The organism is Janthinobacterium sp. GW821-FHT03C08, from assembly GCF_059420905.1.
The window spans coordinates 75630-96021 of record NZ_JBWKUP010000007.1; the positions used below are offsets into that span (position 1 = coordinate 75630).

The 20392-nt window shown below is 66.3% G+C and carries 18 protein-coding genes; 7 read left to right on the plus strand and 11 right to left on the minus strand.

Features of this window, described 5'->3' with window-relative positions; genetic code table 11:
* Positions 1-6 precede the first annotated feature (6 nt).
* Positions 7-1305, minus strand: coding sequence for a maltoporin (locus AC07VL_RS11285; RefSeq protein WP_494805915.1), 1299 nt, complete (start codon positions 1303-1305; stop codon positions 7-9).
* Between the two features lie 347 nt (positions 1306-1652).
* On the opposite strand from AC07VL_RS11285, the gene AC07VL_RS11290 reads away from it, so the two are divergent.
* Together AC07VL_RS11290 and AC07VL_RS11295 are read left to right on the plus strand one after the other, a co-directional pair.
* On the plus strand, positions 1653-3566 hold the full coding sequence (locus tag AC07VL_RS11290; RefSeq protein ID WP_494805916.1) for a glucokinase: 1914 nt from the start codon (positions 1653-1655) through the stop codon (positions 3564-3566).
* Positions 3550-4614 (plus strand): LacI family DNA-binding transcriptional regulator, encoded by a 1065-nt coding sequence (locus AC07VL_RS11295; RefSeq protein ID WP_494805917.1) that lies wholly within the window; start codon positions 3550-3552, stop codon positions 4612-4614. The genes AC07VL_RS11290 and AC07VL_RS11295 overlap by 17 nt, the downstream gene beginning before the upstream one ends.
* Before the next feature lie 7 nt (positions 4615-4621).
* Here AC07VL_RS11295 and AC07VL_RS11300 read toward each other — a convergent pair whose 3' ends face one another.
* The 4 genes from AC07VL_RS11300 to AC07VL_RS11315 form a co-directional block, all read right to left on the minus strand.
* Positions 4622-5542, minus strand: coding sequence for a carbohydrate kinase family protein (locus AC07VL_RS11300; protein WP_494805918.1), 921 nt, complete (start codon positions 5540-5542; stop codon positions 4622-4624).
* Positions 5539-6753 (minus strand): AGE family epimerase/isomerase, encoded by a 1215-nt coding sequence (locus AC07VL_RS11305; protein WP_494805919.1) that lies wholly within the window; start codon positions 6751-6753, stop codon positions 5539-5541. Before AC07VL_RS11305 ends, AC07VL_RS11300 begins: the two co-directional genes overlap by 4 nt.
* A gap of 68 nt (positions 6754-6821) precedes the next feature.
* Positions 6822-7823: a tetratricopeptide repeat protein gene (locus AC07VL_RS11310; RefSeq protein ID WP_494805920.1), complete on the minus strand. Its 1002-nt coding sequence runs from the start codon at positions 7821-7823 to the stop codon at positions 6822-6824.
* Entirely contained in the window at positions 7820-8644 is an 825-nt protein-coding gene (locus AC07VL_RS11315) for a tetratricopeptide repeat protein (RefSeq protein WP_494805921.1), read from the minus strand. The genes AC07VL_RS11310 and AC07VL_RS11315 overlap by 4 nt, the downstream gene beginning before the upstream one ends.
* A gap of 163 nt (positions 8645-8807) precedes the next feature.
* On the opposite strand from AC07VL_RS11315, the gene AC07VL_RS11320 reads away from it, so the two are divergent.
* On the plus strand, positions 8808-9197 hold the full coding sequence (locus tag AC07VL_RS11320) for a DUF1090 domain-containing protein (RefSeq protein ID WP_494805922.1): 390 nt from the start codon (positions 8808-8810) through the stop codon (positions 9195-9197).
* Between the two features lie 2 nt (positions 9198-9199).
* Here the strand turns inward: AC07VL_RS11320 and mmsB are convergent, their stop codons facing one another.
* Genes mmsB through AC07VL_RS11335 form a run of 3 tightly spaced genes read right to left on the minus strand, consistent with a single transcriptional unit; the run spans position 9200 to position 12821 of the window.
* Positions 9200-10084: a 3-hydroxyisobutyrate dehydrogenase gene (mmsB, locus tag AC07VL_RS11325; RefSeq protein WP_494805923.1), complete on the minus strand. Its 885-nt coding sequence runs from the start codon at positions 10082-10084 to the stop codon at positions 9200-9202.
* Between the two features lie 9 nt (positions 10085-10093).
* Positions 10094-11608 carry a CoA-acylating methylmalonate-semialdehyde dehydrogenase gene (locus AC07VL_RS11330; protein WP_494805924.1) on the minus strand — a complete coding sequence of 505 codons (1515 nt, stop codon included), beginning with the start codon at positions 11606-11608 and terminating at the stop codon, positions 10094-10096.
* A 16-nt stretch (positions 11609-11624) separates the two neighbouring features.
* A complete protein-coding gene (locus AC07VL_RS11335) occupies positions 11625-12821 on the minus strand; it encodes an ABC transporter substrate-binding protein (protein WP_494806123.1) in 1197 nt (398 codons plus the stop codon).
* A 141-nt stretch (positions 12822-12962) separates the two neighbouring features.
* Here AC07VL_RS11335 and AC07VL_RS11340 point away from each other — a divergent pair, with 141 nt between their 5' ends.
* The 4 genes from AC07VL_RS11340 (at position 12963) to AC07VL_RS11355 (ending at position 17210) form a co-directional block, all read left to right on the plus strand.
* Positions 12963-13880, plus strand: coding sequence for a LysR family transcriptional regulator (locus AC07VL_RS11340; protein WP_494806124.1), 918 nt, complete (start codon positions 12963-12965; stop codon positions 13878-13880).
* A gap of 44 nt (positions 13881-13924) precedes the next feature.
* On the plus strand, positions 13925-14455 hold the full coding sequence (locus AC07VL_RS11345) for an isochorismatase family protein (protein WP_494805925.1): 531 nt from the start codon (positions 13925-13927) through the stop codon (positions 14453-14455).
* A gap of 108 nt (positions 14456-14563) precedes the next feature.
* On the plus strand, positions 14564-16435 hold the full coding sequence (locus tag AC07VL_RS11350) for a transthyretin-like family protein (RefSeq protein ID WP_494805926.1): 1872 nt from the start codon (positions 14564-14566) through the stop codon (positions 16433-16435).
* Positions 16436-16850: 415 nt separating this feature from the next.
* On the plus strand, positions 16851-17210 hold the full coding sequence (locus AC07VL_RS11355) for a tetratricopeptide repeat protein (RefSeq protein ID WP_494805927.1): 360 nt from the start codon (positions 16851-16853) through the stop codon (positions 17208-17210).
* A gap of 17 nt (positions 17211-17227) precedes the next feature.
* Here the strand turns inward: AC07VL_RS11355 and bla are convergent, their stop codons facing one another.
* From bla to AC07VL_RS11370, 3 genes are read right to left on the minus strand one after another with little or no spacing between them, the layout of a single operon-like run.
* Complete coding sequence (gene bla / locus AC07VL_RS11360; RefSeq protein WP_494805928.1) at positions 17228-18175, minus strand: subclass B3 metallo-beta-lactamase; 948 nt, start codon at positions 18173-18175, stop codon at positions 17228-17230.
* A gap of 56 nt (positions 18176-18231) precedes the next feature.
* On the minus strand, positions 18232-19977 hold the full coding sequence (locus AC07VL_RS11365) for a M56 family metallopeptidase (protein WP_494805929.1): 1746 nt from the start codon (positions 19975-19977) through the stop codon (positions 18232-18234).
* Positions 19974-20384, minus strand: a complete 411-nt coding sequence (locus tag AC07VL_RS11370; protein WP_494805930.1) for a BlaI/MecI/CopY family transcriptional regulator — start codon at positions 20382-20384, stop codon at positions 19974-19976. Before AC07VL_RS11370 ends, AC07VL_RS11365 begins: the two co-directional genes overlap by 4 nt.
* Positions 20385-20392 lie beyond the last annotated feature (8 nt).

Consider the following 20392-nt stretch of genomic DNA (forward strand, 5'->3'; position numbering starts at 1 on the left):
GCTAACTTAGAACCAGGTTTCCACCTGGAAACCATACGAGGTGCCGCTGGTATTGTTGTTGTAGATCGGGCCGCCGTTGTTGGCTGCATTGACCGAGGCGGTGGCCGCATCGTTCCACTTGCCGTACGTCACGAAAGCGCGCAGCTCGGGACGCGACCACAGGCCAGGACCGGCCGAGATCGTCGGCGCGATGGTCAGCTTGGTCAGGCGCTTGGCCGGCAGGCCGCCCGCTTGCGTCACGCGGTCCGTGCCCAGTTCGCCCACCAGCTTGAAGTTGTTGGTGAACGCGTACACGGGACGCACGCCGACCGAGGTCCAGGTCGAGGAACCGCTGGCGTTGGACTCGTCTTTTTGCCACAGGGCAACGAATTCCATGCCGAAGTTTTCCATCGGCTGGATCGCCATGTCATTGAAGACGCGGGTGCGCTTGCGGTCCGAACCGAAAGCCGTGTTGCCCGAGGCGCCGAACTGGCCGTTGCCGTCGCCGCCGATACCAGGGCCGACGCCGTACTGCACGCCGAAGGTATTGCCGCCGCCAAACACCTTGCCTTGACGGTGGAAGGCCGACAGTTGCCAGCCGTTATGTTTCGGGCCGTAGATGTCGTTGTCCTTGCCTTCGGCCGTGATGATGGTGGCGGCCAGGTCCAGCGTGCCGTTTTCATTCACGGGAATTTCGCCGTAGATGAAGTTCTGGCGCACGGCCGAACGGGTGCCGAGGATGGCGCCCGTGACGGGGTCGCGGGCATTGATGTCGTTATCCTTGAAGAAGGCGTACGAGAATTTGCCCGGGCCGGCGGGAATGCGGTCCAGGCCTGCACCCGTGCCGTTCATATTGATGTACTGCATATCCAGCATGTGGATGTCGGGACGGTAGTAGAAACGCTTGCCGACCCAGGCCGTGCCGCCGTTCAGGAAGTCGAGTCCCTGTGCTTCGACGTAGGCCTTGACGATGCCCAGCTTGTGGTCGCCGAAATCGGAATTCGGCGCGTAGGCGTTGACCCAGATAGTGGCCAGGTAGTTCACGCCGCCGGACTTGGCGATGGACTTGGTGTAGCCGAATTCCGTGTAGGCGTCGCACTCATTGCCCAGACGGTATTTCATGGTATTGCCGCCCAGACCGAAGCAGCCTTGTGAGCCGCCATCGCCCGAGGTATTGCTGCCGGCGCCAGCGCGCAGGTAGCCGTGGAAGCCTTCGGAGTCGGATGGGTACATGGGGTCGGCAGCTGCGGAACCGCTGGCGATGGCTAAGACGATGGCAGCAGGCAGTGTCTTCAACACAGCCTTCAACATGTTGCGATGCAGCATGGTAAGTCTCCTCAGTAGTTATTTTTTATCTAGTCATTCGTGGCCGAATGTACTGGCCAGAATTCTTTCCAGCAGGGACATAGTAACTATACTACGAACAAATATCAACATATTATGTTGTAATCCTACGACTACTCTGCGACACTTTATTGGCGCTCCTATTTGTCGTCTGCCTGCCCCGCTTTTGCGGCGTGGCGCGTCCGTTTTTTGACGCCACGCATGCGCATCTGCAAGGCCGGGCTGCATTTTTCGGCACGCGGGACGTATACGAATTAAAATCCTTGGTTTTTGCCCATAACGACAGTGCGCCGCCACGACAGCGCACGCATACGAGATAAAGCACCGCCATGAAAATTGATGAAAAAATGGAAGTAGCAGGCAGCGACCCGGCGGAGCGCTTCACTGACGGGCCGCGCCTGCTGGCCGACATCGGCGGCACCAATGCCCGTTTCGTGCTCGAGACGCGCCAGGGCCACCTGGAAGCCGTGGCCGTGCTGCCCTGCGACGACTACGCCTCGCTGCTCGACGCCATCACCGCCTACATGGACAGCAGCGATGCGCGTGCCGCCGGCTCGGCGCGCGTGCGCCACGCCGCCATCGCGATTGCCAACCCCATCGACGACGACACCATCCGCATGATGAACCACCACTGGTTCTTCTCGATCGAGGCCATGCGCGCCGCGCTGGGTCTCGATACGCTTCTGGTGGTCAACGACTTCACGGCGCTGGCCATGGCCCTGCCCTACCTGCGACCCGACCAGCGCCTGCAGATCGGCGGCGGCATGGCGCGCGCCGACAGCGTCATCGGCCTGCTCGGTTCGGGCACGGGCCTGGGCGTGTCCGGCATGATACCGGCGGAAGACCGCTGGATCGCGCTGGGCAGCGAAGGCGGCCATGTCAGCTTCGCCCCCTGCGACCAGCGCGAGATGGACGTGCTGTCCTTCGCCTGGCGCGAACTGTCGCACGTCTCGGCCGAGCGCCTCGCCTCCGGACGGGGGCTGGAACTGATCTACCGCGCCCTGTCCGAACGCGCCGGCCATCCCGACGCGTTGCCCTTGCTGGCAGCCGAAATCACCAGCCGCGCCCTGGCCAACGAATGCGACGTGTGCATCGAGGCCGTGGACTGCTTCTGCGCCATCCTCGGCTCCATCGCCGGCAATGTGGCCATGACCCTGGGCGCGCTGGGCGGCATCTATATCGGCGGCGGCATCGTGCCGCGCCTGGGCCCATTGTTCGAGCAGTCGCAATTCCGCGCACGCTTCGAGCAGAAGGGCCGGCTGAACGAATACCTGGCGCAGATTCCCACCTTTCTGATCACGGCCGAACTGCCGACGTTCCTCGGCATCGCCGCCATCCTGGCGCAAAAGCTCAAGCGCGCCCATTCCGGCGCGCCCGTGCTCGAATCCGTGCGCCAGGCGCGCGGGCGCATGAGCCCTTCCGAATGCAAGGTCGCCGACTGGGTGCTGAAGGAACCGAACGCCATGCTGACCCTGCCCATCGCGGAAATCGCCCAGCGCGTCGGCGTGAGCCAGCCCACGGTGATGCGCTTCTGCCGCTCGATCGGCGTGCAGGGCCTGGCCGATTTCAAGCTGAAGCTGGCGTCCGGCCTGACGGGCGGCGCCATCACGGTGGCACACTGCCACGTGGAGATCTCGGATTCCGACGCCGAACTGGCGCGCAAGGTGCTGGGCAATAACGCCTCGGCCGCGCTGGCCCTGCGCGACATGCTCGACGTGAAGGCCCTGACGGCGGCCATCGAACTGCTGCGCAGCGCGCAGCGCGTGGAATTGCTGGCCGTCGGCAGCGCCCGCGTGGTGGCGGACGACATGCAGCAGAAACTGCTCAACCTGGGCATCGTCAGCAGCTTCTTCGCCGACCCGCAGGCGCAGGAAATGAGCGCCGCCATGCTGAAACCGGGCGACGTGGCGCTGGTCATTTCCCGCTCGGGCGCCCTGCCCGACCTGCTGCGCACCGTGAAAGTGGCGCAGGGCTGCGGCGCGCGCGTGCTGGCCATCACGGCCAGCGGCTCGCCGCTGGCCAAGGTAGCCGACGTGCTGCTGACCCTGAACCACCCGGAAGGCAACCTCAATTTCGTGCCCATGATCGTGCGCCTGCTGCAGCTGATGATGCTCGATATCCTGTCCGTCGGCCTGGCGCGGCGCGATACGGCGCAGCGCACCAGCGCGGCCGAACTGGAAGAGGGTCAATTGCACGGCATGCGCATCAGCGGCAAGCTGAAATTCGGTGGCCACCTCGAATAAGGCGGCGCCGGCCGCCCTCGACACCGCCAGCGGCGCCACCGTGCACGACGTGGCGCGCCTGGCCGGCGTGTCGGCCATGACGGTGTCGCGCGTCATCAACGGGCGCGCCAGCGTCAGCGCCGCCACGCGCGACAAGGTCGAGGCGGCGATCGCCAGCCTGCACTACCAGCCCAACCTGGCCGCGCGCGCGGCCCGCACGGGCACCCTGCGCATCGGCCTGTTGTACAGCAACCCCAGCGCCGCCTTCCTCAGCGAGTTTCTGGTCGGCGCCATGGACCAGTGCCGCCAGGGCGGCGGCCAGCTGCTGCTCGAGCGCTGCGGCGACCTGGCCAGCCAGCGCGCCGCCATCGACTGCCTGGTGACGGCCGGCGTGGACGGCATCCTCGTGCCGCCGCCCCTGTGCGACTCGCCGCAGGTGCTGGCGCAGCTGAACCAGATGGGCATCCCCGCCATCGCCGTGGCCACGGCGCGGCCCTCGCCGGACGTCTCCGCCGTGCGCATCGACGACTACGAGGGCGCGCTGGCCGTGATGCGCCACCTGCTCGCGCTGGGCCACCGCGACATCGGCTTCATCGAGGGCGACCCGGCCCATACGCCCGCCCTGCTGCGCCGCCAGGCCTTCGACGACGCCATGCGGGACGCAGGCTTGCAGGTACGCCCAGGGCGCGTGGCGCAAGGCTATTTCACCTACCGTTCGGGACTCGACGCGGCGCGCCAGCTGCTGGCGCAAAAACCGCACCCCAGCGCCATCTTCGCCAGCAATGACGACATGGCGGCCGCCACCCTGGCCGTGGCGCACGGCATGGGCCTGCAGGTGCCGGCGGAACTGAGCGTGTGCGGCTTCGACGACACGCCCGTCGCCACCACCGTGTGGCCCGAGCTGAGCACCATCCACCAGCCCATCGCAGACATGGCGCGCGCCGCCGTCACCCTGGTGATCGACGAGATCCGCCAGCGCCGCGCGGGAGAACTGGCGCCCGCCACGCATCACCTGATGCCGTTTACCTTGATGGAGCGGGCGTCGACGGGGGCATGCGCCCCCCGCTGACGGGCCATTAGCGCACCACCGTGCGCGCCGCCAGCGACTCCACCAGCGCCACGGACGGCGGCGAGCCGCCGGCGGCCAGGCAGGCGCCCGCCCCGGCAGCGACGGCGAAGCGCAAGTGCTCGCCCCAGTCCGCGTCAGGCCGGTACATCAGGCTGTACAGCAAGCCGCCGATGCTGGCGTCGCCCGCCCCCACCGAGTCGACCACCTCGATGACGGGCGGCGCCGCCTGCCAGACTTGCTCGCCCCGGTACAGGGCCGCGCCCTGCGACCCACGCGTATACAAATACGTGGCCTGCGGATTCCAGCCGCGCAGCACGCCGAACGCGCCATCGATATCGTCGTGGCGGAACAGGCCCGCCAGGTCTTCATCGGACACCTTCACCACGTCGGCCAGCTGCGTCATGCGGTGCAGGGTGGCGTCGTAGCGTTCATCCATCATGACGCGGAAATTCGGGTCGTAGCTGATCTTCACGCCGGCCGCCTTGAGTTCCTGCGCCAGCGCCACCAGCTTGCCCGCCAGCGGTTCGCGCGCCAGGCTGATGCCGCCGAAATGCACCCATTGCGCCCCCGCCATCCAGCCTTCCGGCAGCAGGGCCGCATCGAAATGCAGGTCGGCGCTGTCGTCGCCGATGAAGTAATACGTGGGCGGATGCAATTCGTGCACGATGGCCAGCAGGGGCGACTTCGCATGGCGCTGCAAGAAGCGCATGTCCAGCCCCGCCACGTCGGTCGCCTGCGCCAGCGCGTCGCCGAACACGTCCAGGCTGACTGCGCCCGCAAAGGCGCTGGGCACGCCCAGGCGCGCCATCACGCGCGCCACGTTCCAGGTCGAACCGCCCACCTGGCTGCTCCATTCATCGGCGCCCGTGCGCAGCATGTCCGTCAACGCCTCGCCGGCCGACACAAAGGCAGGGAAAGCGGCGCTCATGCGGCACCTTTGAGCACGTTCAGCACTTCGTAGCAGGCGCCCATGGTGTGGTAATCGACCTTGCCGGCCGGGCTTTTCTCGTCGCTGATTTTCTGGTTCTCGGGCGTGAGGATGCGGTACCAGGCGCCGTGCTCGTGGTCGACGAAATGCTGCCAGCTGTAGTCCCATATCCTGTCATAGCTTGTCCAGTAGGCCTCTTCCCCCGTGCGGACGGCCAGCACGGCGGCGGCGGCAAAGCTTTCGGCCTGCACCCAGAAGTATTTGTCGCCATCGCAGATTTCATCGTGCGGGTCGAATCCGTAGTGGATGCCGCCATGCTGGCCGTCCCAGGCCTTGGCCAGCGCCGTGTCGTACAGTTCGCGCGCGCGCGGCAGCAGCCACTCGGACGGTCCCGCCATGAACCTGGCGTGGCGCTCCATGATCAGCAGCAGCTTGGCCCACTCCGTGAAGTGGCCGGGCTGGTAGCCCCAGGGACGGAAGATATTGCTCTTGTCGTGCAGGTTGTAGTCCCAGTCGATAGCCCAGTCGCTCTTGTAGTGTTCCCAGATCATGCCGTTCGCCAGGCCCGCCTGGCGAACGGTGATATTGTGCGCCAGCGTTTCCGCGCGGTGCAGGTAGCGCGCCTCGCCAGTCGCCTCGAACGCGGCCAGCATGGCTTCGCAGGCATGCATATTGGCGTTCTGGCCCCGGTAGCCGTCCAGGGTGGACCAGTCGGCGCTGGCCACGTCCGCATACAGGCCGTGCTCGGGCAGCCAGAAACGCTGCTCCATCAGTTCGAAGGTCTCGTCCAGGTAGGCGCGCGCTTGCGTCACGCCAGCTTGCAAGGCGTGCGCATACGCGAGCAGCACGAAGGCCAGGCCATAGCAGTGGTTGGCGCCGTCCTCCACCGTCCTGACGCCGTCCTGCCACTTCAGTTGCCAGGCATAGCCGCCCGTGGCCGGGTCGCGGTGCACGTCCCGCAAGAAGGCCACGCCATGGCGCAGGGCCGCCTGGTAAGCGTCGCCGCCGAAATGGCGGTAAGCCATGGCGTAATTGAAGATGAAGCGCGTGCTGCTGACCAGGTGGCGCGTGGCAGCGTCGTAGACGGTGCCGTCGTCGAGGAAGAAGTGATAGAAGCCACCGCTGGGGTCGATGGCGCGCGGGTGGTAGAAGCGCATGGTGTGCAAAATATGCGCTTCGAGCATGTCCTTGGAACGAAAATCGGGATTCATGGGTCTCTCATGATATTGTTATCGATAACAATGATGATAGCATGCCGTTTTCACGCCGTCTCGGTCTATCAGGGGGCAGGCGCCATCCGCAGCTTTTCCCGCCACAGCGCCGCCCGCATGGGACTGGCCTGCTGTCCCAGTTCCCCGTTCTTGAACACTTTCACCAGCCGCTGCATCGCCTCCTCGTCGCCCTGCGTGGCGGCCAGCAGATACAGCGCGAACGGCGGCGGCGCAGGCCCTTGCCGCGTCGGGCCGCCGCGCCCCTGCTCCAGCAGGCGGGCGAACCCCGTCTGGCCCGGCGGACTCTTGGCGATGGCCGCCAGCTCATACCAGCCCAGCGCCGCCTCGTCGCTCTGCGGCACGCCCTGCCCCACTTCATACGAATAGGCGACATTGTTCAAGCCGGGCGGATCGAGCGCCTTGGCCGCCTGCATGTACCAGCCAAACGCTTCCCTGCGCTGCGCGTCATCGTGCGCCGTCATCATCAGGCGGTAGCCGATCTCATTGTAGGCCGGAATGAAGCCTTCTTCGGCATAGAATTTCAGCCAGTGCAGCGCGTGCGCCTGCTCTTCCGGGCTGCTGCGGCTGTTTTCGTAGTGCATGGCCAAGGTGTAGTTGGCCAGTTCCACGCCTTGCGCGGCGCCCTTGCGCGACCAGTCTTCGCCCAGCTGGCGGTCGATGGGCATGCCCTGCCCCAGCGTGTAGGCGACGCCCAGGAAAGCCTGCGCGGGGCCATGGCCGCCCTCGGCCGACTTCCGCATCCACGCCAGGCCGGCGTCAAAGTCGCGCGGCGCGCCTTCGCCCTCATGCAGCATCTGCGCCAGCTCCAGCTGGGCGGCAGTATCGCCCCCTTCGGCCGCGCGGCGCGTCTTGTCGTAGGCGGCGACCTTGTCCGGCGACAGGTCGGCCGGGCGGCCGGTCACGGCCTGCACCTTTGCGCGCATGTCGTCGAGGCCCTTGGTATCGAATTCCACCAGCGCCGGATGCTGACCCGGTTCCCTGGTGGACGCTGGCTGCGCCAGCACGGGCTGCGCCAGGGCCACGCTCAATACAAGCAGGATGGTCTTCATTTGTTTTCCTTCTGCGCCAGCTTGGCGCGCCATTCGGCGGCGTCTTCGGCATTCGCCGCCTGCCCCAGTTCGCCCTTGACATACACATCGAGCATGCGCCGCATGGCGGGCAGATCGCCGCTCCATGCCGCCCGCTCGTACCAGGCCAGGGCCAGCTTGTCCGACTGCGCCACGCCCAGGCCCAGTTCATGGGCGCGGGCCAGGTTGCGCATGCCGGCCGGCTCCTTTTCACGCGCCGACCTGTAAAACCAGTGGAAGGCCTCGCCGCGATCCTGCTCGTCGGCGGCGGCGCGCATCAGGTGCTCGCCGAGCGCGTTGTAAGCGGGAATAAAGTGTTCTTCGAGCGCGGCCTTCTTCAGCCAGGTGATGGCCAGCGCCTGCTCTTCGGGAGGGCTGCCGCCATCGATGAATTCCAGCGCCAGGATGGTTTGCGCCAGCGCGTCGCCCTGCGCCACGCCCTTGCGCAGCCAGTATTCGCCCTGCACGCGGTCGACAGGCACCTTGCCGCCCACCGTGCAGGCCAGGCCCAGGGCCGATTGCGCCGGCGCATAGCCGCCTTCGGCCGACTTGCGTATCCAGGCCATCGATAGCGCCGTGTCCTGCGGCGCGCCGACGCCCAGCTGCAGCATGCGCGCCAGTTCCAGCTGCGCCTCCACATCGCCCGTTTCGGCCGCACGCCGGGTCTGCGCAAACTCGGCGATGCTTTCCGGGCCGCTGGCCGGCGCATCGGCCCTGGCCTTGATGGCGATCAGCTGCAGGTCCAGCAAGGTGGGGGAAGTTTGCGCCAGGACGGGCAGCGGCAGCAGAAAAGGGAGCAGCAAGACTAATTTCCGGGGCATGCGATGGTGTCGGGAGAGAGAAAACAAGCATGGTAGCCGATGCCGCGCCGGGGAGGCGCGCACTGCACGCGAAGTTTGACAGGGCTGACCGGCGGGCTTACATTGCATCAATCAACCCAATCCCGCCCCACTAACCAGGAACGCCATGAACCGCTACTCGAAAACCGCCTTGTCCCTGCTGCTCGCCGCCGCTTCCCTGGGCGCCAGCGCCGCCGACACCCAGCTGACGGGCTGCGCCGCCAAGCGCGAAAGCATCCGCAGCGAATTGCGCCAGGCCAAAGAACAGGGCCTGTCCGACAAGGTCGCGGGCCTGACGCGCGCACTCGACGAAGTCAATGCCCACTGCCGCGACAGCAGCCTGGTCGAGCGCCACAACAAGAAGATCCTGAAGGCGCAGGCGAAGGTGAACCAGACGGAGCGTTCGCTGCGCCTGGCCCAGGAAGCGAATAAAGAGCCGAAGAAGATCGCCAAGCTGGAAGGCAAGCTGGAAAAGGCCAGGGCGGAACTGGCCGCCCTGCAGGCGCAACAGCCTTAAGCCTACTCTCCCAGCAGCTGGTAAATGCTGGAGAAATCCAGCGCACCCGCCCCCGCCTTGCTGTGCAAGCCATATAAATTGCGCGACAAGGCGCCCAGAGGGATGCTGGCGCCGCTGGCCAGCGCGCTTTCCACGGCCAGGCCCAGGTCTTTCAGCATCAAATCGACGCCGAAGCCGCCCGCGTAGCCGCGCGACGCGGGCACGTTCTCGGCCACGCCGGGGCACGGGTTGTACACGTCCAGGGTCCAGTTGCGGCCCGAGCTTTTCGCCATCACGTCCGACACCACCTTGGGGTCCAGGCCATTGGCCACGCCCAGGCGTATCGCTTCGCTGGTGCCGATCATCAAAATCCCCAGCAGCATGTTGTTGCAGATCTTGACCGTCTGGCCGCTGCCCGATGCGCCCGCGTGGAAGATGGCCTTGCCCATGGTTTCCAGGCAGGGCCGCGCCGCTTCCAGCGCCGAGGCGTCGCCGCCCACCATGAAGGTCAGGGTGCCATTGGTCGCCCCCGCCGTGCCGCCCGACACGGGCGCGTCCAGCATGGGCAAGCCCTTTTCCTGCGCCGCGCGGCCCACCTGGCGTGCCGCCTCGGTGGAAATCGTCGAGCAGTCGATCAGCAGGGTGCCGGGCCGCGCCTGCGCCAGGATGCCGGAATCCCCCAAATATGCGCCCAGCACGTGGCGGCTGGCCGGCAGCATGGTGATGACGATGTCGGCAGCGCCTATCGCCGCCGCCTGGTCGTCGGAGACGAGGCCGCCGCCGTCGGCAAACTGGCGCACGCTGGCCGGGATCAAATCAAAGCCCGTGACGGCGTGGCCGGCCCGCACGAGGTTTTGCGCCATGGGCAAGCCCATGTTGCCCAGGCCGATAAAGACGATATTTGCCATCGCCGCCCCTTATTTCATTGCAATGGTGGTATTGACGCCGCTGCCGCCATCGTCCGGGGCGAACCAGCGCGCCGTGACGGTCTTGGTCTGCGTCCAGAAGTACAGCGCCTGCTTGCCGTTCGGGCCCAGGTCGCCCAGTTTCGACGCGCGCGAGCCCGTAAAGCTGAAGTAGGCGACGGGCACGGGGATGGCCACGTTGATGCCCACCTGGCCCACGTCGATCTCGTTCTGGAACTTGCGCCCTGCCCAGCCGGACGAGGTGAAGATCGAGGTGCCGTTGCCGTTCGGATTGGCGTTGATGAAGGCGATGGCCTGGTCCAGCGTGTCCGTCTCGACGACGCACATGGCGGGGCCGAAGATTTCCTGCGTGTAGACGGAGTTCGATGCTGCCACCTTCGAAAAGATCGTCGGTCCCATGAAATTGCCGCCCTCGTAGCCCGCCACCTTGTGGCCGCGGCCGTCGAGCAGCAGCTGCGCGCCTTCATCCACGCCCGCCTGGATCAGCTTTTCCGCGCGCTGCAAGGCGGCCCGGGAGACCATCGGCCCCAGATCCGCCTCGCGGTCGCTGCCCGGACCCACTTTCAGCGCTTTGGAGCGGGCGACGATTTCCGGCAGCCAGGAACGCGCCTCGCCCACCAGCACAACGACGGAATTGGCCATGCAGCGCTGGCCGGCCGCGCCGAAGGCGGCGCCGATCAGGTTATTGATCGCCTGCTCCTTGTTGGCGTCGGCCAGCACCACGCAATGGTTTTTCGCGCCCATCATCGACTGCGCGCGCTTGCCCGCTTCGCTGGCGCGGCGGTACACATGCGTGCCCACGTGGGTGGAACCGATGAAGGACACGGCCTTGATGTCGGGATGGTCGCACAGCATGTTGACGACGTCGGCGCCGCCATGCACGACGTTCAAGACGCCCGCCGGCAAGCCCGCCTGGTACATCAGTTCGACCAGGTACATGCTCGAGGACGGGTCCTGCTCCGACGGTTTCAATACAAACGTATTGCCGCAAGCGATGGCAATGGGAAACATGAAGCACGGCAGCATGACGGGGAAGTTGAACGCCGTGATGCCGGCGCCCACGCCCAGGGGCTGGTAGATATTGTAGACATCGACGCCGTTTGCCGCGTTTTCCGCGATCTCGCCCAGCTGCAGGGTAGCGATCGAGCACGCGTGCTCCACCACTTCCAGGCCCCGCATCACTTCCCCTTCCGCGTCGGGCAGGGTCTTGCCGTGTTCGCGCGTGATCAGTTCGGCCAGCGCACCGATATTGTCGCGGATCAACTGCTGGTACTTGAGCATGATGCGCATGCGCGCCGCCAGCGGCGTGTTGCGCCACGTCTTGAACGCTTCCTTGGCCGTGGCGACGGCCAGGTTCACTTCATCGGGCGTGGAAAACGGCACCCTGGCGACGATTTCCTGCGTGGCCGGGTTGACGACGTCGCGCCATTCCGTGCTGGTCGAGGCGTGGTGCTTGCCGGCGATGTGCAGGGGGACAGTTGGGACTTGGGTGAGGGCTTGGTTCATTTGTTTGGCTCCGTGATTATTTTTTAACGAGATTGCACGCCGCCGCATCCATCGGCTTGAAGGCCTGGTCGGCGGGGATGGTGGACAGCACTTTCAGGTAGTCCCATGGTCCCTTCGATTCGGCCGGGGTCTTCACCTGCACCAGGTACATGTCGTGGATCACGCGGCCGTCGGGGCGGATCGAGGCGTTGTGCATGACGGCGTCCTGGATGGGCAGCTCGCGCATTTTCTGGGCGACGATCTTCGAGTCGTCGCTCTTCGCGGCCGCCACGGATTTCAGGTAGTGGTAGACGCTGGAATACACGCCCGCCTGCACCATGGTCGGCTTGGCGCCCTTGTTGAGGGCCTCGAAACGCTTGGCGAAGGCCCGGCTGCGGTCATCGTAGTCCCAGTAAAAGCCGTCCGCGTAGACGAGTCCCTGGGCCGTATCCAGGCCCAGCGCGTGCACGTCGGAGAGGAACACGAGCAAGGCGGCCAGGCGCTGGTCCTTGCCGCTGCCGATGCGAAATTCGCGCGCCTGCTTGATGGCCGACACCGTGTCGGCGCCGCCGTTGGCCAGGCCGATCACCTGCGCCTTCGACCCTTGCGCCTGCACCAGGAAGGACGAGAAGTCGGAGGCGTTCAGCGGATGGCGCACGGCGCCCAGCACCGTGCCGCCATTGCGCTTGACGACGTCGCTGGCGTCTTTTTCCAGCGAGTGGCCGAAGGCGTAATCGACGGTGACGAAGTACCAGGATTTCTGTCCCAGCTTGGTCAATGCCGCCGCCGTGCCGGCCGCCTGCGAATACGTGTCGAACATCCAGTGGAAGCCGTTCGGCGAGCAATCCTCGTTCGTCAGGCGCCCCGTGGCGGGGCCGCTGAACATGGCGATGCCGCCCTTCTCCTTCATCAGCTTTTGCACGGACAGGGCCACCGAGGAATTGGTGAGATCGGCGATGGCGTCGACCTTGTCGCGGTCCAGCCATTCGCGCGCCTTGGAGGCGGCGATATCGGCCTTGTTCAAATGGTCGGCCGAGAGGATTTCGATCTTCATGCCCTTGCATTCGGCCTTCAGACAATCCTCGACGGCCATCTGGCTGGCGACGACGGAGCCGCGCCCGCCCATGGCCGAGTACGGGCCGGACATGTCGGTCAGGATGCCGACCTTGACGACGCCATCGGAAATCTGCGCCTGCGCGCCGGTGAAAGACAGGGAAAGCGCCAGCGCGCCCATGGCCAGAACGGTTTTTTTCATGCGTGTCTCCAGGTGAACGGGTTTTTCTTATATGTATAGATGCATTCTGCATGTGTAAAAATATGCGTTCAAGCGAAATTAATGCATAATTCCTTTGCAAAAATGCACAAGGAGAACAAAGTGCTCGATTGGGACAATGTCCGGGTCTTCCTGGAACTGACGCGCAGCGCGGGCCTCGTCGACGCGGCGAAAAAACTGGGCATCGACCATTCCACCGTGTCGCGCCGCATGCGCAAGTTCGAGGAGCAGGTGGGCACGCAGCTGTTCGACCGCAATTACGTGGGCTACCAGCTGACGCCGGAAGGCCACCGCCTGATGGAATACGCGGAAACGATGGAAAGCACGGTGTTTGCCGCCACCGAGGAGCTGGGCGAACACAATCGATTGCTGTCGGGCCAGGTGCGCCTGGGCGCCACGGAAGGCTTCGGCGCCGTCGTGCTGGCGCCCCACCTGGCGCAGTTTTGCGGCCGCTACCCGCACATCAGCGTGGACCTGATCGCCGTGCCCCGCTTCGTCAGCCTGTCCAAGCGCGAGGCGGACGTGGCCATTTCCATCGAGCGGCCACAGTCCGGCCCCTACGTGGTGACCAAGCTGTCCGACTACCGCCTGAAACTGTATGCCACGCCCGCCTACCTGGCGCGCCATGCGCCCATCACCAGCGTGGCGCAGCTGGCGCAGCACCCCATCATCGGCTACGTGGACGACCTCGTCTTCAGCGCGGAACTGCGCTACATGGACAACGTGGCGCCCGACTCCCTGCGGGCCTTTCGCAGCACCAGCGTGCTCGCCCAGTACCACGCGGCAAGGGCCGGCCAGGCGCTGGCCATCCTGCCCTGCTTCGTGGCGCAGCAGTCGGACGCGCTGGTGCCCGTGCTGGACGGCGACATCGACCTCGTGCGCTCGTTCTGGATGATTTCGCCGAGCGAGCGGCGCAACATCGCCCGGGTCAGCGCCTTGTGGAATTACCTGCGCACGGCCATCGACCTGAACCACGACTACCTGATGGGCGAGACGGCCGCGCCCAGCTGGCCAAGTTGAGTGCAAGCTACACTGTCGCCACATATATGTATAAGGAGATCGCCATGCTGATGGATGCAAGCCAGGCTGTTTTAGTCATCGTCGACCTGCAAGGCCGCTTGATGCCGGCCATCCACGATGCCGGTGCCGTGCTGGCGCAGAACCTGCGCCTGGCACGGATCGCCCGCCTGCTCGACGTGCCCGTGCTGGGCACGGAACAGAACCGCCAGGGCCTGGGGCCGAACGTGGAGGAGATCGCCGCCCTGTGCGAACGCACCTTGCACAAGACGCATTTCGGCGCCTGTTTTGATGGCTTGCAGGATATCTTGCCCCCCGGACGCAAACAGATCGTCGTCACGGGTTGCGAAGCCCATGTGTGCATGCTGCAGACGGCCATCGGCCTGCTCGAGCTGGGGTATGACGTCATCATCGCCATCGATGCCGTCGGTTCGCGCCAGGCGGCCAGCCGTGACGCGGCCCTGGCCCGCCTCGGCAAGCTGGGCGCCCAGCTGGTGACGGTGGAAATGCTGGCCTTTGAATGGTTGCGCGACTGCAAGCATCCGCGTTTCCGCGACGTGCTGACGCTGATCAAATAGCGGGGCCGCCCTTAATCCAGATCAAGCCCATCGGCCATCCATTTGCTAGCTTGGTAACAGCGCCGCCACTGCGAGCGGCGCCCCGTCCACACCAGCAAGGGAGCCATCATGGCCTACATCCTACGCGGCAAGCTATGCGGCCTGATCTGCGCCGAGTGTCCTGAACCGCTGTCGCACGTCACCGTGCGCCTGTACCGCCCGCGCGAGTCGCAGAACGTCACGGCCCTGGCCGTGGCCAGCGCCAAGGAAACCTTCGCCATCCTCACGGATGAGGAAGTGCGGGCGAAAGCCCCCTATTTGCTGGCCGAGGCGAGCACGGACGAGGACGGCAACTACAGTTTCACCCTGGAAGGCGACTACCAGGGCGAAGCCGTCGAGGTGGACGTGCTGTGCCCCACCGTGCCGCACCTGAAGCCGGGGCCGAAAGACCCCGTGCCCCTGCAGTTTTCCATCACCACCGTGCAGCCCCGCTGGCGCCAGGCCGACAATGACTTCCTCGCCGTCTGGGATTATTGCCTGCCGCAGCGCTTCTGGTGCCTCGTGCGCGCCCGCTTCGGCGCCTGGACCATCTGCGGCCGCCTGCGCACCTGCGACGCGCCGCAGACGCCCATCGCCGGCGCCACCGTGCACGCGTTTGACGCGGACTGGCTGCAGGACGATGCGCTTGGCGACGCCGTGACGGACGCCACGGGCCGCTTCCGCATCGACTACCTCACGGCCGACTTCACCTTGACGCCCTTCTCGCCCTTCATCAACGTGGAATTCACCAGCGGCCCCGACGTATATTTCACGGCGCAACTGGGCAGCGTGACCATCCTGTCGGAAACCCAGGCCGATGGCCGCAAGCCGGGCCGCGAAAACGTGGGGCACTGTTTCTGCGTGGAACTGTGCTCGAAAGACGTCCTGCCGCCCGACGTGGAAGGCGTGCCCCACTGGCAGCAGGTGGAAGTGTTCGACATCCACCCGTTTCCCGCGCCGGCCGGCTTCTCCGCGCAAGGCTATGCGGGCGGCGCCGGCGCCTCCTACGTGTTCGGCGGCGGCGTCACCCTGAAGGGCAACTGCCCCCTGCGCAACAGCGCCATTCCAGCCAATCCGCTGGAATACCGCTTCCTCATCGGCGAGTGGACGTGGCCCGGCGGCAGTGACGACCCGACGGCCATCCCCACGGTGGCGCCGGCCAGCCTGGCGCCGCTCACGCAAGTGCTGGGCACCCTCGTCGGCTATGTGTTTTATACGAACGGACTGGGCCTGGCCGACTCGGCCCAGGTGATCGTCGATGCGGGCGACCTGAAGCCGGGCGGCTGGATACGCGTCGATGGCAAGCCCGTCACGGTGGACATGCGCGACGGCACGACGGCCGTCGTCAACGTGGCGCCCAACATCTTCCTGCGCACCTTTGATTTGCTGACCGTCAATACCCCCGCCATCACCAGCCTGCATCCGGCCAAGCTGCCGGGCGGCTTGCCCATCCTGGACGCGGGGCGCAGCCTGACGACGGCCGAGAGCGAACCCATACGCCGCTACCGCCTGGGCTTTGAAGTGCGCGACGGCAATACCCTGGCGAGCGTGGCTACGGATGGGCTTGACTCCATCGTTTTCGACAATTCGCCCGTCATCGTGGCGCTGGACCTGGAAGAACTGCGCAGCAATGCCTGCAACCCCGTCTCGGGCGGCCTCGTGCATATCCTGTACACGATCGACCATCCGCATTTGCGCTTCTTCAATATCACGATTTCCAACAACAATGGCACCCAGCACCCGCCGCCACCGCTGCCGGCCGCCAGTTTCACGCCGCCTCCACCGCCCGGCAACTATCTGTTCCGCGGCGGCGCGGGCGGTCCTCATTTGTCCGGCAACAACGGCGGCTTTCCCGTCAACGTGGCCCTGGACCCGCCGTGCGCCTACCGCGTGGCCATCGCTTGGCAGACGCGGCATTACCTGGCGTCGTCGCATAGCATCGACCGCTTGTACTGCAAGTAAGGGCGTACAGAAATGGCGCACCCAGGCCTGCTGCGGCGTGCGCCGGTATCGGGCAGACGCGCGGCAGGGAAAGTACGGCACGGGCATCGGGGCCGGCGCGATCCGCCACACTTGCCAGAGGTGCTCCACGCCGTAGCGCTGGCATGGACCGCTCCCGGCACGCTCCTCAGGGCGATGCCGATGGCCACTGGCAGAGACAGGTGCAGCGGAACATGGGCGCGCCGCCAAGGGTGGCGCCCGACCGCGTGCACCAGTTGTCAAGCGGCTCCCGCCAGGCCAGGCCTGCGCGCACAGCCGTACCTGGGCAGCGCGCCGCACACCGGCGGTGCATGTGGCCGGCCGATTGCGTGCTTGTTTCCCGGAGCCTGAAACGTTAATATGCAAGAATTAACTTGTATAATAAACGAGGCTGAGAATGCGTGAAAAGCTGGAAAAACTGCTGGCGCAGGGGCGCGACAATGCCCTGCTGCGCTTCGGCCTGGGCGACGCCTGCCTGAAAGACGGTGACGCGGCACAAGCGGCCCTGCACCTGGCGCAAGCCACCGTGCAGCAGCCCGGCTATTCGGCGGCATGGAAACTGCTGGGCAAGGCGCTGCAGCAGCAGGGCCGGCTGGATGAAGCCGAGGCCGCCTGGACGACTGGCGTGACGGTGGCCACGCAGCAAGGCGACCTGCAGGCGGCCAGGGAAATGACGGTGTTTGCACGGCGCCTGCACAAAGCCCGCGACAGCCAGGCGCAGACGCCCGCCGCCACGCCCGCAGGCGCGGCAGGGTGACGTGGATCAGTAGCGGATCAGTGCGCGTGCGCGCCTTTGCCATCGGCTGGCAGCGCTTCGCCCCGCTCCTTCGCCAGCCGCTTGGACAGCAACGCCTGCGCATTGGCCGCATAGGCGCGGCAGGCGCTGGCGTCGATCAGGGGATTGTCCGTGCCGTTGCGTCTGGCAGCCTTGCCCAGTACGTCCGTCGTGCCCGGATGCACGGGGATGATGATGTCGCATGGCAAGGCGGCCACCTTGGCGATGCTTGCGCCAAACGAAGCGGACAGGTCGGGCGAACCATCTTTGCCCGTGTAGCGGAAGTTGCCGCTGGCATACGGATTCAGACTGTCCGCATACACGACGTCCAGGCAGCGTGCGCCTTCGCACGAGATCCACGTCCACGTCGTGGCGCCCGGCGTGTGGCCCGGCGTCATGTGCGCCGTCAGCGCCAGCGGGCCCAGCCTGACGGCATCGCCCTCGCCCACCACATTGACCTGCTCTACCTTGGCGACATGCACGACGGGCACGGCCTGGTACTGCGGATCGTCCTTGCCGTTAGTGCCGCTTTGCAAGCCCAGAGCACCCGAGGCGCTGGCCACCACGGTGGCGCCGCTGGCACGCTGCAGCGCGGCGATACCGCCCGCATGGTCCCAGTGCGCGTGGGAATTGAGGATGTATTTCACGTCCTCGATGCGGAAGCCCAGCGCCCGGATATTGGCGATGATCAGGGGCGCCGACTGCGGCAGCGCGCCGTCGAGCAGGATGTGCCCCTGCGGGCTCGTCACCAGCACGGCGGACAGGCCGGCCGTGCCCACGTACCAGCTATTGCCATAGATATTGAACGGCTGGACGGGCGCATTCCACTCCTTGCAACTGTCGCAATCGACAGGGGTATCCTGCAGGGGTGCGGGCGCCTTCGCCTGTACCGTGCCCGCCGACAGGGTCGCAACCGTTGCCAGCATCAACTTCGCCAATAGTGTCATTCTCATCTCCAGATGGGTAAAAAGAAGGCGGCCGCGACGCGGCGCGCCAGGGGGAATCAGTGCATGCGGGCCGTCCTGCCGGCCAGGGTGTCGCGGATGGTGCCCGCGTCGAGCGAGCGCCGCTGCGCGCCATCCGCGTCCAGCAGGACGACGGTGACGTTCCTGCCGCCGCTGCGCATGCGCATGGTCAGGCAGCTGCCCGCCGCGTGGCTGCTGCCCGTCTTGGACAGCAAGATATCCCAGCCCTCGCCGCCCACGAGCGGATTGGTGTTGCGCAAGGTGCGCCATTTGCCATCGACGGCGACGCTGGCCTGCGGGTGGCTGGTGATGCGGGCAATGTCCGGGTAGCGCGCGGCGGCCGCCACGATCTTCGCCACTTCGGTGGCGGTGGAGGTATTGCCCGCGGAACTGCCGACGGCTTCCGTCAGGGTGGTGCGGGTCAGGCCCAGGCTGCGTATCTTCGCCTGCAGGGCCTGGACAAAGGCCGCATTGCCGCCCGGATAGGTGCGCGCCAGTGCCGCAGCGGCGCGGTTTTCGGATGGCAGCAGGGCCAGCTGCAGCAGCACGCCGCGCGGCACGGCGACGCCGTCGGCCAGCAGGCCATGGCGCTGCATCGACGCATTGCCATCGGCGCGCACGATGCGCAGCTTTTCCTGCGGATCGAGTCCCGCGTCGAGCACGACCATGGCCGTCATCAGCTTGGTAATCGAGGCGATCGGCACGACGACATCGGCATCCTTGGCCATCAGCACCTTGCCGCCCTCGTCCAGCACCAGCATGTGCCGGGCGCTCACGGGGAAGTCCAGCATCGCGGCCGTGGCATCGGCCATCACCGCCGCGGACGGCGTGCCCTTGCCCTGCATCTGCAGCAGCAAGGTGGCGCAGGCCAGCAGCAAGGCGGGCACGGCCAGTTTCCAGCCCGTGGCAGCGGGCGCCGGCGCCATCAGGCGGCGGATGCGGGCCAGCAGCGCGCCGCCCCGGGCCGACATCAGCAGGCCGCTCTGCCGCGCGCTGGACGCCTGCAGGGACAAGGCGTGCAGGGCCGTGGCCAGCTGCTGCGGGTCCTGCAGCGCCTGCGCGGCCAGCGCGTCGGCCACCTGTTCCCGCTCGGCCCGCATGCGCGCCGACAGCCACCAGACGACGGGATGGAAGAACAGCAGCGCCTCGGCCACGCTTTGCAGCAGGTTGACGAGGTAATCCCAGCGCCGCACGTGGGCCAGCTCATGCGCCAGCAAGGCTTCGACCAGCGCCACGGGCATGCCGCTCAGCAAGGAGACGGGCAGCAGGACGACGGGGCGCCAGAATCCCAGGGTCACGGGACTGCCCAGTCCCGCATGCAGCTTGAGCGGCAGCGGCTGGCGCAAGCCCATGCGCAGCGCCAGGGCATCGAGGCGCGCCTGCCAGATGGCCGGGGCCGCCACGGCCTGGCGCCGCAGCTTGCCGACCCAGGCCAGGCCCAGGCACAGTCGCAAGCTCATCAGGCCGACGCCGGCGCTCCAGGCCAGCACCAGCGCGGGCAGCCAGGCCTGCATCTCGTGCCGCCACGGGGGCGGCGCCATGGCCGACAACGGGCCGGACGACGTGGCGCCATCCAGCAGCAGGGCCAGCAGATGGACGGTGGGCAAGCCCAGGCACAGCAGCAGCGCCAGCGCGCACAGCGCATAGCGCCAGCGCGCATCCGCCTCGCGCAGCAGCCACAGCCCCGCGGCGGCGGCCCCGCCGATGAGCAGGCCCTGCCAGACGAAATACAGCAGCACCCAGCCCAGCGCGGGCAGGAACAGGTCCGTGATGGGCAGGCTCATGGCTGGCCGCCGTCCTTGCCGCTGTCATGATTGCTGCCACGCAAGATATTTTCAATTTCCAGGCGTTCCGCGTCGCTCACGTGCTCGCGCAGCGCCGTCAGCACGAGGGCCTTGCCGGAACCGGAAAACACCTTGCCGATCAAGTCCTTGAGCAAACTGGTCTGCAGCTTTTCCTGCGCCTCGACGGCCGCATACCGCTGCGGGCGCTGGCTTTCATCGCGGCTCAGCAGGCCTTTGCCATGCATCAGCTGCAACTGGCGCAGCACGGTGGCATAACTGGCGTCGGCACGCTCCGCAGCCAGGGCTTCATACACGGCGCGGGCATCGGAAGGACCGCGGCGCCACAGGATGCGCAGCAGGTCCAGTTCGGCGGCCGTGGGATGGGGAGTGGAGGTATTTTTTAACATGACGCTAG